This is a genomic window from Enterococcus sp. E4-150, assembly GCF_035726465.1.
GTDB classification, from domain to species: Bacteria; Bacillota; Bacilli; order Lactobacillales; family Enterococcaceae; genus Enterococcus_B; species Enterococcus_B faecium.
Window position 1 is genome coordinate 121265 of record NZ_JAPRGK010000006.1, and the last position, 13704, is coordinate 134968.

The 13704-nt window shown below is 38.4% G+C and carries 12 protein-coding genes and 1 pseudogene; 1 reads left to right on the forward strand and 12 read right to left on the reverse strand.

Annotated elements, in window-relative coordinates; translation table 11 throughout:
* Positions 1 to 3: 3 nt before the first annotated feature.
* The 7 genes from OZ002_RS07090 to OZ002_RS07120 form a co-directional block, all read right to left on the reverse strand.
* On the reverse strand, positions 4 to 1260 hold the full coding sequence (locus tag OZ002_RS07090) for a restriction endonuclease subunit S (protein ID WP_197322356.1): 1257 nt from the start codon (positions 1258 to 1260) through the stop codon (positions 4 to 6).
* Entirely contained in the window at positions 1250 to 2773 is a 1524-nt protein-coding gene (locus tag OZ002_RS07095; RefSeq protein ID WP_125179442.1) for a class I SAM-dependent DNA methyltransferase, read from the reverse strand. Before OZ002_RS07095 ends, OZ002_RS07090 begins: the two co-directional genes overlap by 11 nt.
* A gap of 79 nt (positions 2774 to 2852) precedes the next feature.
* Positions 2853 to 3074: a hypothetical protein gene (locus tag OZ002_RS07100; RefSeq protein WP_125179441.1), complete on the reverse strand. Its 222-nt coding sequence runs from the start codon at positions 3072 to 3074 to the stop codon at positions 2853 to 2855.
* Between the two features lie 516 nt (positions 3075 to 3590).
* Entirely contained in the window at positions 3591 to 3983 is a 393-nt protein-coding gene (gene rpsI / locus OZ002_RS07105) for a 30S ribosomal protein S9 (protein WP_002287505.1), read from the reverse strand.
* Between the two features lie 15 nt (positions 3984 to 3998).
* Entirely contained in the window at positions 3999 to 4427 is a 429-nt protein-coding gene (gene rplM, locus OZ002_RS07110) for a 50S ribosomal protein L13 (protein WP_002323724.1), read from the reverse strand.
* A 534-nt stretch (positions 4428 to 4961) separates the two neighbouring features.
* Entirely contained in the window at positions 4962 to 5429 is a 468-nt protein-coding gene (locus tag OZ002_RS07115) for a Dps family protein (protein WP_002297290.1), read from the reverse strand.
* Between the two features lie 119 nt (positions 5430 to 5548).
* Positions 5549 to 7087: a gluconokinase gene (locus OZ002_RS07120; protein WP_275038856.1), complete on the reverse strand. Its 1539-nt coding sequence runs from the start codon at positions 7085 to 7087 to the stop codon at positions 5549 to 5551.
* 79 nt (positions 7088 to 7166) lie between these two features.
* Between OZ002_RS07120 and OZ002_RS07125 the strand changes: the two are divergent.
* Positions 7167 to 7853: pseudogene (locus OZ002_RS07125) on the forward strand (prepilin peptidase).
* Positions 7854 to 8053: 200 nt separating this feature from the next.
* On the opposite strand, the gene msrA reads toward OZ002_RS07125, so the two are convergent.
* The 5 genes from msrA to OZ002_RS07150 all read right to left on the reverse strand — a co-directional run bounded on the left by msrA (position 8054) and on the right by OZ002_RS07150 (position 13674).
* Positions 8054 to 8581 carry a peptide-methionine (S)-S-oxide reductase MsrA gene (gene msrA / locus OZ002_RS07130; RefSeq protein ID WP_081156784.1) on the reverse strand — a complete coding sequence of 176 codons (528 nt, stop codon included), beginning with the start codon at positions 8579 to 8581 and terminating at the stop codon, positions 8054 to 8056.
* 83 nt (positions 8582 to 8664) lie between these two features.
* A complete protein-coding gene (gene pgmB / locus OZ002_RS07135; protein ID WP_002288121.1) occupies positions 8665 to 9342 on the reverse strand; it encodes a beta-phosphoglucomutase in 678 nt (225 codons plus the stop codon).
* On the reverse strand, positions 9339 to 10469 hold the full coding sequence (locus OZ002_RS07140; protein WP_010723554.1) for a glycerate kinase: 1131 nt from the start codon (positions 10467 to 10469) through the stop codon (positions 9339 to 9341). The genes pgmB and OZ002_RS07140 overlap by 4 nt, the downstream gene beginning before the upstream one ends.
* Positions 10469 to 12652: a glycoside hydrolase family 65 protein gene (locus OZ002_RS07145; RefSeq protein ID WP_104857389.1), complete on the reverse strand. Its 2184-nt coding sequence runs from the start codon at positions 12650 to 12652 to the stop codon at positions 10469 to 10471. The genes OZ002_RS07140 and OZ002_RS07145 overlap by 1 nt, the downstream gene beginning before the upstream one ends.
* Positions 12649 to 13674 carry a Gfo/Idh/MocA family protein gene (locus OZ002_RS07150; protein WP_125179130.1) on the reverse strand — a complete coding sequence of 342 codons (1026 nt, stop codon included), beginning with the start codon at positions 13672 to 13674 and terminating at the stop codon, positions 12649 to 12651. Before OZ002_RS07150 ends, OZ002_RS07145 begins: the two co-directional genes overlap by 4 nt.
* Positions 13675 to 13704: the final 30 nt, after the last annotated feature.

The window sequence follows — 13704 nt, forward strand, 5'->3', positions numbered from 1 at the left end:
AAATTATACCTCCTCATCTTCTGGTAATTCTACTTCTCCTGATAATAGTTTTGGTAATAATGAATCTCTAATTTCTGTTAGACTGTTTATCTCTTTACTTAAATTAATAATTTTATCGGTTAAACCAATCATAACACTATTAAATTTGTTTAAATCTTTTTTATTAGGTAAAAGTACCTTGTGTTTAAGAAGATGAGTAACTTTTATACTTGGCTGCACACTCCCAATATTATAAGTAATCAAATTGGACTTATTATATAATAAAAATTGGTATAAATGATATTCTAAGTGTTTTTTAGCTCTTAAACCAACAACATTTTGAGCAATTGTTCCTTTATCAGTCAAAAACATTTTTATTTCACCTATACTCCCAACTGTCGATATCAAAATATCATTTATTTTGGGATGACCACTTCTAAACCACGAACTATAGGTTTCCTCACTAACATATTTTTGAGCCTTGTTATAATTGACAACTCTACCGTTACCACTTAAAGTCTTTACATCAATAATAGGAAAATCTGTTTTATCTTTTTCTAAAGGTGGCGTTTTTCCTCTATTATCAACCACATCAACTATACTTTTTAATTCAGTTATTTCCCATCCTTCAGGAATTTTACCTAATTCACTATCAACCATCTTTCCACCACTTGATTTATATGGATTTCCATTTTCATCTGGAAATTCAAAATCAACAAACCATCGTTTGAACAATGTAGAAGCTAATTCTTCAAGATTAGAAATAATTTGATTGTTTAATTCTATTTTTGAGTCCAATGAGGAAAGTATTTTAGAAACAAGTAATTGATGATTTTCACTCGGTAATTTAAATGTATAATTTCTCATGGTTTTTAATGATACATTTTTTATTGTAGTTCCTGTATAATGTTGCTCTAGATATTTTTTGAAATCTGGAGACATAATCACGTACTTTATATAATCTTTATTCACATTTTCTATAACATTAAAATAACAAGCACTTTTCCCTAACATTACTTTTTCATTTTTATATACAGCCACATTACCAAGTGTTCCATTAATTGAGACTAGTATTGTCCTATCATTTAAATCTTTCTTATATTTATGATATTCTTCTCTGCTTACCTTTTTAGTATTTTCTTTAAACACAATTTTCCCGTCATCTAAATTGTTGCCATTAATAAAATAGTACTCACCATTATTATCATATATCGGAGTACCGTGTAATCCATCTCCTAATTTATCGACTACATCTTGTAGCTTAATTATTTCATATTTCATATCCAATCCCTCCAAGTGCTTTTCGGATATCTTCTTCTAATTGATGAGATTGAATAAATTGTTCCGATAACAATGTAGTTAATCGTTCCATTTTTTCTTCAAATGGCTCAGAATCTTCTATTTCATCTTCTAAACCTACATAACGACCCGGAGTCAAAATATAGTCTTGCTCCTTAACAGTTTCCAATGAAGCTGATAAACAAAAACCTGCTACATCAGTATATTCTTTGTCATTGGTTCCCTTCCATGCGTGATAAGCATCTGCCACTTTTTTAATATCTTCTTCACTAAACTCTTTTGTTGTTCTATCAGCCATAAATCCTTCATTTTTGGCATCAATAAATAAAATTTCACCTTGATGATTGCGTTCATTTTTTTTAGCTTTGGATTTTGTTACAAACCATAAACATGCAGGAATTTGAGTATTATAAAACATTTGACTTGGTAAGGTCACAATACATTCTACTAAATCATTTTCGATTAGATTTTTACGAATTTCAAACTCATCTTTTGTTGATGTAGACATACTTCCATTGGCTAATACAAAACCTGCAGTTCCTTCTGGTGCTAATTTAGACGCCATATGTTGAATCCAAGCATAATTGGCATTATTTTTTGGTGGTGTACCATATTTCCAACGAGAATCTTCTAGTAGCTTTTCTTGACCCCAGTCGCTAATATTAAAGGGAGGATTTGCTAAAATATAGTCCGCTCTCAACCCCTTGTGTAAATCATTTTGGAATGTATCAGCATTATGGGTGCCGATATTTCCGTCAATTCCTCTGATTGCAAGATTCATTTTACAAAGTTGCCATGTTGTTGGATTAAATTCTTGTCCATAAACGGAAATATCACCAATTTTCCCTTGATGCTTCTCTACAAACTTTTCTGATTGAATAAACATCCCCCCTGCTCCACAACAAGGGTCATAAATACGTCCTGCATATGGCTCTAACATTTCAACTAATAACGAAACGACTGAACGTGGGGTGTAAAATTCCCCTCCACCTTTTCCTTCCGCATTTGCAAACTTTCCAAGAAAGTATTCATAGGTTCTTCCTAAAGTATCAGTTTTACGGTTTTCGGAATCCCCTACTTTAATGTTAGTAATTAAATCGACTGTTTCTCCTAAACGAGTTTTGTCCAATTGAGGTCTTGAATAATTTTTAGGTAATACATTTTTCAAAGATGGATTCTCTTTTTCTATAGCAATCATCGCTTCATCAATCGTTTCGCCAATTTTTGGCGTTTTGGCATCACGATTGATTTTTTCCCATCTTGCTTCAGCAGGTACCCAAAAAATATTATCAGCCAAATATTCATCTTTATCTTCCGGATCCGCATACTCATCTTTGGTTAGTTCTTCATACTTTTCTTCAAAACTGTCTGAAACATATTTTAAAAATATTAATCCTAAAACGACATTTTTATATTCTGAAGCATCCATGCTTCCTCTTAGTTTATCTGCAGCTGCCCACAGTTTATCTTCAATTTTAAGTTCTGCTGAGACCATTATTTACTTCCTCCTAATCATTGTCATGCTTTACTATTATAACAGCTTTTAAGCAGTTTTAGGACAACAAAAAACCCATTCAAAATAGATTGGGTTTATCCGTTTGAAATTTTTGAGACATATGATAATGCAAAGCAATTGCTCTAGAATTCTCCTCTGTATAAACTGAAAAATCATAGTTTTCTTTTAGCTCATCCATCAATGCTTGTAATTTCTCATTATACTGTTTTGGATAATAGTTCCTTTTCCTCAAATGATGGAAATCTTTTTCGATTTCCACGTAAGTACGTTTTGTATTCATTTTTATCCATCATCCTTATTTAACTTAATCAATTATATCTATAAATCTTAATAAATCAACTCTGTAGACTTAGGTCTCTTATAAAAGATACGCAACACTTTTAATTTCATTTGAATAAATTTTAACTAATTTATTTTCATCACCTTTTAAAAATTCCTTTAACAACTGATTGGATATTTTCCTTATATTTTTGAGTGCCTATACAATCATTTAATGATGAATCTAAAGTTAGCAAAATAAAAATAGCGTGTTATTAATTAAAGTTTGAATTAATAATTATAACTCTAACACCTCATGTTAAACTTCCATATCTTTTATTGGACCAGAAAACTATTACTAACCAAACTATAGTTATATGTAATATGGATAAGCAGCTACATAATCTCAAATAAAAAAACATTAGATACTGATAATATCTTAAGATAGCGAGAGATCAAAACGAAAAAATATATTTTTTAAGAAATTAAAATAAAAAACACACCTTCCAAATAGAAGGTGTGTTTTGCTCGAACGATATTAACGTTTTGAGAACTGTGAAGCTTTACGAGCTTTTTTAAGACCTGGTTTTTTACGTTCGACCATACGTGCGTCACGTGTAAGCAAGCCAGCACGTTTAAGCGCTAAACGGAAGTCAGGATCAACTTCTAGCAATGCACGAGCGATACCATGACGGATAGCTCCTGATTGTCCAGCGTATCCTCCGCCGTTTACGTTAACAAATACGTCATATGCGCCTTTTGTTTCAGTAACAGCGAAAGGTTGATTGATTACTTCACGCAAGTCAGCATGTGGAATGTATTCTTCAACATCTTTTTTATTTACAGTAATTTTGCCAGTTCCTGGTACTAGACGTACGCGAGCAACTGCGTTTTTACGACGGCCTGTGCCGATATATTGAACTTGTGCCAATGAAATTCCCTCCTATTAGATTAAGTTTGTGATGTCTAAAACTTCTGGTTGTTGTGCTGCATGTGGATGTTCTGCTCCACCGTATACGTTCAATTTTGTAAATTGTTTGCGGCCTAAAGTGTTTTTAGGAAGCATACCTTTTACAGAAGTTTCGATCAAACGACGAGAATTTTTAGCACGCAATTCGCCAGCAGTGATTGATTTCAATCCTCCTGGGTAGTTGCTGTGACGGTAATAAATTTTGTCAGTCGCTTTTTTACCTGTTAATTTCACTTTGTCTGCATTGATGACGATGACGAAATCGCCAGTATCCAAATGAGGTGTGAAAGTTGGTTTATTTTTACCACGTAGTACAGATGCAACAACTGTTGAAAGACGTCCCAATGGAACATCAGTTGCGTCTACTACATACCATTTACGTTCTACTTCGCCTGGTTTGGCCATATATGTTGTACGCACGTTATTTTCCTCCAATTTAAGTTCTGATGTTTGACATACACTTCGAGTTTCCGGGGCTCTTTGTGGGGCAAACAATACCATTTAACATATTACCCGCTAATCTAGTCAATGTCAACGTTTTTCTGCTTGATTGAAAAATTTATATGAAACTTTACTTCTTTTTCTTTCTTTTATATAAAAGGGTCGTTTCCTGTCAAAATAAAAAACAAAAAGAGGCTGTGACAAAAGTCTTGTCACAACCCCTTATTTTAAATAAACGGCGGTCTCCTGCCAACTCCTCGGTCACAAGTCACAATATCCATAAAACATAAGAAGCTGTTTTTTGAAATTGTTTCTTGTGACTCGGAGCTGAACGGCAGGTTTACGACCTCTTGGTAAACGGTGTTCAATCAGCTGACCCTCGGTATTAGCTCAAAAAACGGCAAAATATGAGGAACTATTTTGACGTTTGTTTCTCTAATACTCAGGTCAAAACGCTGATTTCACAACCTCTTTTTCGGTCAAGTTCAACAACAGTTTTTACGCGTCGATCTCTGGCGCTTTGCCCAAATGAGCTTGGATCATCCAGATACGTTTTTCTGTGGCTGTTTTGAATTCGATAAAGATATCTTGTGTTGGATCGTCGCCTTCTTCTCCAGAAACTTCGATTCCTTTTTGGTAAAGATCTGCTAGATAACGGTAGCCTGCAACAAGTGTTTCCAAACGTTCTGGAATAGTACGATCCCAGCGGCCAATTTCATCAGGGATTTTCGTGTTATCTGCAAATTCACGCAATGTAGAATAAGGTGAACCGTCTAATGTGATCAAGCGTTCGGATACTTCATCTAACTGAGCGTTCAAATCATCCATGAATTCATCCATCATTGGGTGCAATGTAAGGAAACCTGGTCCTCTCATGTACCAATGTGTTTGGTGAACAACAACAGACATTTGGCTTAGATCTGCAACTAATTGATTTAATACTTCTTTGGTTTGTTGGAATTTCATCTTTCTTGCCTCCTAACATTTTCTTACACTTAAAATAATAGTAGACTTTCAATGAAAAGTACAACAAAATCCTTTACCTGAGAACGATTTTCATTTCGCTTTTTTATCCGTAAAGCCAATCATTTTTCAGAATCAGCTAATTCTTCTCGCAGTTCAGCAAATTGCTGATAAGTCTGTGCTAAGTGCTTTTGTGTCGAAACAAATAATGGATAGATTTTCTGATATTTTTTATGATCGTTTTCTTGTACTCCGACTTGCTCTTTCAATTCTATCAATTCCTGTGCTTCACTGATACTTTGAATCTTTCCAATGCTTCGCCAGCCTAAAATCACGGCTCCTAATGCGGATGCTTCTGTGACAGTAGGGAAAACAAGCGGGTAACCCAGTACATCAGCCATCATCTGACGAAAAATCGGAGATTGAGCAAACCCGCCTGTAGCACGGATTTCTGTGAGCTGATTTTCTTGGCAAACTCCTTTTAAAATCCGATAAAGGTTGAGACAGATCCCTTCTAGAATCGCCTTCATCATTTCTTTTTCTGTATGTTGCCGCTGTAAGCCGATAAAACTGCCAAACGCATCTGCGTCCCAAAGCGGTGCTCGCTCCCCAAGCAAATAGGGATGAAAAATCAGACCATTGGCACCCGCTGGCACAAAAGCAATAGCCGAAAGCAGTGCATCATATGGATTTTCTCCTTTTTCTTTAGCAGATTGAACGACTTCCTGTAAAAATGTATGCCCTGCCCAATCAAAGATGCCAGCACCATTGCTGGTCGCTCCTCCCACTACCCAATGTTTCTGATCCAGAACATAACAAAATGTCTCCAGTTCTGGATGGAACTGAGGCTGAGTAGTAATAAAACGAAGTGCTCCGCTCGTTCCTACGGTCAAAGCGGCGATCGTATCACCAAAAGCACCTAACCCTAGATTAGAAAGCGGCCCGTCTGCCCCTCCCAAAATAAATGATATATCATTTGGTAAACCTAGTTCTGCTGCTGTTTCTGACGGTAGACCTGTTACTTGATAGGTGGAAGGAAGTACTTGCGGCAATTGTTCTATCCGAATGTCCAAGTAGTCAAGCACTTCTTCTGCCCATTGGAATTCATGGATATCAAAGTATCCAGTTCCTGAAGCTGTTCCGTAGTCGCTGATCAGTTCGCCAAACAATCTATAAAAGATATAGTCTTTGATACCGACAAAATAAGCAGTTTTTTTGAATAATTCAGGTTGGCTGTTTTGCAGCCACTTGATTTTGTTCAATGGTGTCATTGGATGAATCGGTGTCCCAGTCTGCCGATAAAATTCTTTGCCAAGCACGGTATATTTCAGTTTTTCTGCTTCGTCCGCTGCTCGATTATCTGCCCAAGTGATCATTCGAGATAACGGTGTTTTCTCTTCATCCAACAATATCAGGCTATGCATCGCAGAGGAGAAGGAGACAAATTGAATGATTGTGTCTGAAGGCAACTGTTTAATTACTTCTTTTATAACGGTGCAGACGCCTTGAAAGATCAATTCCTGATCTTGTTCTGCCATCCCTTGTGTTTCTTGGATCAAAGGGTAGCGAAAATAAGCGGATGCTGCTTCTTGGGCTTCATCTGTGAAAGCAACTGCTTTGGTTTGTGTGGTTCCGATATCTAATCCGATTGAAACGTTCATTTTTTCACCTCAAATTTTATGTATGTACAAAAATTTAGTTTCAGCTTGCGTATCTTGGTTTTGAAAAGGGGGAGATAGCGTGTTACTTTATTTTATCATTGGTTGCTGTATCGGGTCATTTTTATGTTTAACCGCCCAGCGGATTCCGTTAGGTCACTCTATTATTTATCCTAGATCTCATTGTGTCAAATGCTGTCGTTCGCTTTCTTGGTATGAATTGATTCCGATTCTCTCGATCATCGTCCAACGATTTCGCTGTCGCTATTGCCGGTGTCGGTTGCCCTTCTACTATTTGTTGGCAGAAGTCTTATGTGGTAGTCTTTTTGCCTGGTTCTTTACTTTTTCTTCTGCAAGAAATTATTCGACATTCATATGGATGCTTTCGGCTTTGCTATTTTCGTTGATGGATTTATTTTACTTCATGGTCCATTCTCACACGCTATTCTGCTCCTGGGCAGTCTTATGGATTTTTTGGTTGCAGGCCGGCGTCTTCCAATGGCAAAGTGTGCTGTTAACATTTATCGTAGGCGGTGTGTGCCTTCGCTATGGTCAATCCTATCTCGGAGCTGGTGATACTCTGTTGATGCTTTCTTGAAGTGGTGGCTTGTCTCTGGAAGAGTTGCTTCAGATCTTGTTTCTTGCTAGTCTGTTTGGAATATCCGTTTTTTCTGTTTACTTTATCTGTCATAAAAAAAAGATGGAAAAACTGCCTTTCATTCCTTTTTTGAGCAGTGCGTTGCTGATTGTCCTTCATCTTAGGTATTGAAAAGAGGTTGTGACAAACGACTTGTCACAACCTCTGATATATAGTGTTCTCTTACCAAATCCTTGTGACTTGGAGCTAGGCGACAGGTTCACAACCTCTCCACTAAATGGTGTTCAATCAGCTGACCCTCAGTATTAGCTCAAAATGCTGGTTTTACAACCTCTGATATACGGTGTTCCATAAGTAGCTTTTTCGGCTTCTTATTTCTTGCCGCCCCAATGTCGACGAATGAAACCGGCACGTCCAGAACCTTCTCGATAAAGATTGTAATGGAGCTTGTTTTTCTTGTAATAATCCTGATGGTAATCTTCTGCAGGATAAAATTCGCTTCTTGGTTCGATTTTTGTCACGATTGGCTTATCAAATCGCCCGCTGTCTTGCAATGCTTGTTTTGAACGCTCTGCAATGTTTCGTTCTTCTTCATCATTATAGTAGATCACTGGTCGATAAGAATCACCACGATCAGCGAACTGTCCTAACGCGTCAGTCGGATCGGTTTGCTGCCAATAGATTTCCACCAACTGATCATAAGAAATAACTTCTGGATCATATTCGATCTCTACTGCTTCTGTATGCCCTGTTGTGCCTGTTGTTACTTGTTCATAAGTTGGATTTGGTACATGCCCGCCAGTATAACCTGATGTCACAGAAATGATCCCTGGCTGCTCTTCAAATGGTTTGACCATACACCAAAAGCATCCGCCTGCGAAAACTGCTTTTTTTGTCATATAAAATCCCCCTTTTTTCTCATCATACCTTGATTTCCAAAAGGAGGATAACGTTTTGCTTGTGACAAAAAAAACGGAAACTATTATATACGTGATACGGCTTCTGATAAATGCCAAAACGAACGTACTTGATCAAAAACGGTTAAATCAGGAATCACATATTCAGCAGAAGGAAGATTTATGTTTTCACCTATTCCCAATACATGCATGTTACCAGCCAAAGCTGCTTGACAGCCAGCTTCTGAATCTTCAATGACCAAGCATGCATTTGGCGGTACATTCAATTGCTGTGCTCCTTTGAGAAAAACTTCTGGATCAGGTTTTGCTTTTGATACTTGCGTGCCGTCAATAAGGACATCAAAATAACTTGTCAAATTCGTTTTTTCTAAAATGAGACGTGCATTTTTGCTTGCTGATCCCAATCCGATCTTGATGTTTGTTTTTTTCAAGTACTCAAGAACAGCTATTGCACCAGGCAAAACGGATGTTTCATCCATTTTTTGAATCGCTTGAAGATATAGATTGTTTTTTTGCTCAGCAAAGGCTGATTTCTCTTTTTCTGAGAATTTCTGTTCCATTTTTCCAAATGACAGCAATCGCTCTAGTGACTCGGTTCTGGATATTCCTTTCAGTTGCTCGTTTTCTTTCTCAGTGAATGGAATGGACAGCTGGTTAGCTAAAACCAGCCACGCTTCGTAATGATAACGAGCTGTGTCTACAAGAACGCCATCTAAATCGAATAGTGCTGCTTTGATTTTCATCGATTACCTCCTTGAAAATGAACGACTTGAAGTAAAGATGCGATGTTTTTAGCTGTGCGATGAAGATTATCAGTGGCTTGCTGTAAAGCTTCTTGTAAAGGCACAGCTGCAGGAAGGATCGGAAAAACGGCCGAAATGCCAACATCTGCTGCTTTTTCGCTTCCTTTACCAACACTTCCGCAAATAGCTATCACAGGAACGCCCTCTGGTACTCTTCTAGCAATCCCAACTGGCGCTTTTCCTTTTAGACTTTGTCCATCTAGACGTCCTTCGCCTACGATTACGAGGTCTGCTTGCTGTACCCGTTTATCGAACTCCAGTAAATCCAATACGTAGTCGATGCCAGAGACTATTTTCCCTGAAGCAAATGCTAACAGTCCTGCACCCATTCCACCACCAGCACCACTGCCCGATGCCTCGATTACTTGAGGGGCAAATCTCATATAAAAATCATGCATGGCTTGGTCAGCCACTGCTAATTCATTTTCTTTCAAGCCTTTTTGTGGTCCGAAAACAAAAGAAGCGCCTTCTTTTCCGCATAAAAGATTAGTAACATCAGTAATGACAGTGATTTTGGCTTTAATCAGCTCAATAGGCACGTTCGTTTTATCAACTGTAGCAATTTTACCTAGATTTTCTCCCAGTGCTTCTACTTTTTGATTATCTTGATCATAAAAAGCATAACCTAGACCTTCTGCCATGCCGATGCCGCCATCGTTGGTACTACTTCCGCCAACGCCGATGATGATGTGTCGAACACCTTGTTGCAACAATTGTCGTATCAGTTCTCCTACTCCTCGCGTGGATAACCTAAGTGGCTGTCGTTGGTTTAGTGGGACATCTTTCAATCCGACGATTTCTGCCATTTCAAAAATCGCAGTTTGACCGTCTGAAGCGTACTGGATTTCTTTGTTTTTGCCAAATGCATTAGTAACGACTGCTGTTTGCCGCTTCAACCTTAAACTGTCTGCTAATGATGAAACCGTTCCTTCTCCTCCATCGCCTATAGGTAGCAGATCATATTCAGCCTGAACAAAAACTTCTTGAAAACCTGATTGAATGGCTTGTGCTGCCTCTAAGGCTGTCAGACTTTCTTTGAAAGAATCTGGCGCAATCAGAATACGCATTATTTTCCCCTCCGTTCCAAGATCAGTTCTTTTTCCAGCTGGTATTGGTCTCCATTGACAAAAATAGGTAATGTTTCTTTCGTCTCTTTTTTTATTACTATTTGTTTTTTTGTCAAAACAAATAGCAACCTGTGATTTTTCCAAATAAAAGGAAAAGAAATTTTTTCCCATGCTGAAGGAAGTCTTGGAGAAATAGAAAGAGTTCCATTCGTTACTATAATACCTGAAAAACCAAATATAACTGCTAGCCATAGTGCTCCTAATGAAGCAGCATGAATTCCGTCATCTGATGAATGCGGATCTGGTCCTAAATCAATCAGGCACGCTTCTTGGAATAAATGATACGCCCATTCCATTTCTTGGATACGACAAGCCTCTATGGCGTGAATCGCTTTACTCAACGATGAGTCGTGGATTGTTTTGTTTTCATAGTAATGCAAATTCTTAGAAACGATTGGTTGAGAAAAATACTCAGGTAATAAGTATAACAGCATGACAAGATCTGCTTGCTTGCTGACTTGGAGTTCATTTACTTCGCTACGGGCATAATCAAGTAAAATAGACTGGCTGCCAGGACGTTCTTTGTAAGTGGTCAAATCAATAACTGGCTTACTGAGATACGTGTCATCTTGCGGAATCAGCTGTTCTTTGTTAGGCACTGGCAAATATAACTTGTCTAAAAAATTTTGACATTCTTTCAAAAAAAGCGGATCGCCAGCTTGATATTTAACAGCTAAGGCCACATTATAATGCGCCAGATAGTTCGTATATGCATTATTGTCGATATATTCTGTGTATTCATCTGGACCAATGACTCTGTGTATCTCTAAATGATCATCGACTTTTACAGCTCTGCTCAGCCAAAAAGCTGCTGTTTCATGAATGAGCGTTTTTCCCTTTGTTTCTAAAAACGATTGATCCTCTGTTGCTTGGACATACTCTTGAACGGCATAAGCAAGGTCTGCACTGATATGGTGTTCTGCGGCAGCTGAAGCAACTTCTTGTCTTGTTCCGGTTTTGATATTCAATGCAGCAAATTTGGGTGTCTCTTCCTGACCAGTGTGTGCGCTTTCCCATGGGAAAAGTGCACCTTGATAGTGATAATCTCTTGCTTTTTGCCGTGCGCCTTCTAATCGATCATAACGGTACAGCAGCAAATTCTTTGCTACTTCAGGAAACTGATATAAAAAGAAAGGCAGGATAAAAATTTCCGTATCCCAGAAAACATGCCCTTTATAACCTTCGCCAGTTAGTCCCTTCGCCCCTACACTAACACTTGGATCATTGCGGGGAGTCATAATCTGTAAATGGTAAGCAGCGAAGTCCATCGCTAACTGATCGAAAGAAGAATCACCTTGGATCGTTATCCGATGCTGATGCCAAAAATCTGTCCAATAAGACATCGACTGCTCTAAAATTTCTGTATAACTAACGCTTTTCTGGGCTTGGGCAATACTTTTCTTAAACGGGTCTGTTTGCTGAAGAGAGGTAGAGAGCACGATGATCTTCTCCAGCGTAAAGGACGTATTTTTTCTGATCTTTTCTGAAAAGGAAGCGGTGATCCGGCGATTTTTTGCTTGGAATACACCTGCTTTGTTGAATTTAGCTGCAATCCCAATATCAATTTTACTTTCTGTTGTCTGGTAGGATGCACTGATCAAATCGTCACCAAATACTCGCAGTTCTTTTTCAACCAACTGCTGTGTACCAAAATTGGTTTGCTGTCCATCGATACCTGTTTTCACGTCTACTTGGCAGTCTTCGGTCAACGGCTTGATGACCACTTTCAGGGCTGCCTGATGGAGATTATTTTGATCAGCCACACGACAAGTAATGACTTCCACTTTTTTTCCTTGAGCAGTTTCAATGAGCGCATAGCGTTTAAGCTCTCCCATTTCTAAATCTAGTGCCCGCTCGTATGCAAGAACTTTCATCGTCTCAAGAGAAAAATGTTCACCGTCGATTTTTATTTCCCATCTGATGACATCTGGAAGATTCACTAACTCGGCTGATTCTGCTCCTAAAGGTCGGTTATATACACCAGCTGCAAACATTCCCCTTACTTGATTCCGATAGTCTTCCTCCTGGCTTCCTCTAATACCAAAAAATCCATTCCCAATGGTCATCTGACTCGCATACTTATTGATATACTCTAAATCAAATTGTTTTTCTTCTACTTTCATAAGGTAATAACTTCTCCTGTTTCTGCCGAACGATATAAATTTTCCACCAGATTCTGGATGACATATCCTTGCCAGCCATCTGCAATCATCTGAGTTTGGTCACCGAGCGCCCGATTCACAAAATGAGCCATACTTAGTTCATGTGGGTCATTAACTGGTGTGGTCTTTTGTAAGGAAACCAGCTTTCCATCTACATCTTCGAATAGTTCGCCTGGATACAGATTAGCACCTGCCTGATCGCCACAAAAAGCCACATTCAGTTTGTCTTCTCTAATATTCAAAGCAAACGAAGTATTCAGTTGGATGATCTTGCCGTTTTCTAATTCCAGTGTGCCAAAAATTGCATCTTCTACTGTGAATTTGCTTGGATCCCATTTCCCGAATTTCCCTGAATTTTTTTTCGTACCAATTTTTTGGAAGCTGTACGCCCGAACGCTTTTTACTTTAGGAAATCCAGTAATATACATCGCTGTATCAAGCATGTGAATGCCATAATCGATCAAAGGCCCGCCTCCTTGAAGTTCTTTGTCGATAAACGTTCCCCAGCCTGGAACACCAGACCGACGAAGCGCATTCGCTTCTACGTAATAAATATCCCCGAGAACATCAAGATAATTCTTGATCATTGTTGCTTCGTCAGAAAAACGATGCTGGAATCCATAAGCCAAAATCTGCCCGTTTTTATCGGCTGTCTCTGCCATCTTTCTTGCTTGATCAGCTGTCATAGCTGGTGGTTTCTCGCACATCACTGAAGCATTAGCTTCGAGGGCAGCCAATACATGTTCGAAGTGAAAGCGATTGGGTGTACAGACACTCACGATATCGGGAGAAATCTCATTCAGCATTTGTGTAACTGATGTATACGCATGAGAAAATCCTGTACGTCGGCAAAAGTCTTCTGCTCGCTGGCTGACTGGATCAACCACAGCGGCCAATTCTAAGACATCTGATCTTTTTTGATAATAAGCAGCATGTACTTTTTCTGCTACTTGTCCAGCGCCTATGATTGCTACTTTCTTCATTTATTTCTCCCTCCTTTGCTTATTTACTTA

What these genes read in the sequence shown, in the direction of transcription:
- OZ002_RS07090 (WP_197322356.1), bottom strand. Translation starts at nt 1,260, where the DNA reads ATGAAATATGAAATAATTAAGCTACAAGATGTAGTCGATAAATTAGGA.
- OZ002_RS07095 (WP_125179442.1), bottom strand. Translation starts at nt 2,773, where the DNA reads ATGGTCTCAGCAGAACTTAAAATTGAAGATAAACTGTGGGCAGCTGCA.
- OZ002_RS07100 (WP_125179441.1), bottom strand. Translation starts at nt 3,074, where the DNA reads ATGAATACAAAACGTACTTACGTGGAAATCGAAAAAGATTTCCATCAT.
- rplM (WP_002323724.1), bottom strand. Translation starts at nt 4,427, where the DNA reads ATGGCCAAACCAGGCGAAGTAGAACGTAAATGGTATGTAGTAGACGCA.
- OZ002_RS07115 (WP_002297290.1), bottom strand. Translation starts at nt 5,429, where the DNA reads ATGAAATTCCAACAAACCAAAGAAGTATTAAATCAATTAGTTGCAGAT.
- OZ002_RS07120 (WP_275038856.1), bottom strand. Translation starts at nt 7,087, where the DNA reads ATGAACGTTTCAATCGGATTAGATATCGGAACCACACAAACCAAAGCA.
- msrA (WP_081156784.1), bottom strand. Translation starts at nt 8,581, where the DNA reads ATGACAAAAAAAGCAGTTTTCGCAGGCGGATGCTTTTGGTGTATGGTC.
- pgmB (WP_002288121.1), bottom strand. Translation starts at nt 9,342, where the DNA reads ATGAAAATCAAAGCAGCACTATTCGATTTAGATGGCGTTCTTGTAGAC.
- OZ002_RS07140 (WP_010723554.1), bottom strand. Translation starts at nt 10,469, where the DNA reads ATGCGTATTCTGATTGCGCCAGATTCTTTCAAAGAAAGTCTGACAGCC.
- OZ002_RS07145 (WP_104857389.1), bottom strand. Translation starts at nt 12,652, where the DNA reads ATGAAAGTAGAAGAAAAACAATTTGATTTAGAGTATATCAATAAGTAT.
- OZ002_RS07150 (WP_125179130.1), bottom strand. Translation starts at nt 13,674, where the DNA reads ATGAAGAAAGTAGCAATCATAGGCGCTGGACAAGTAGCAGAAAAAGTA.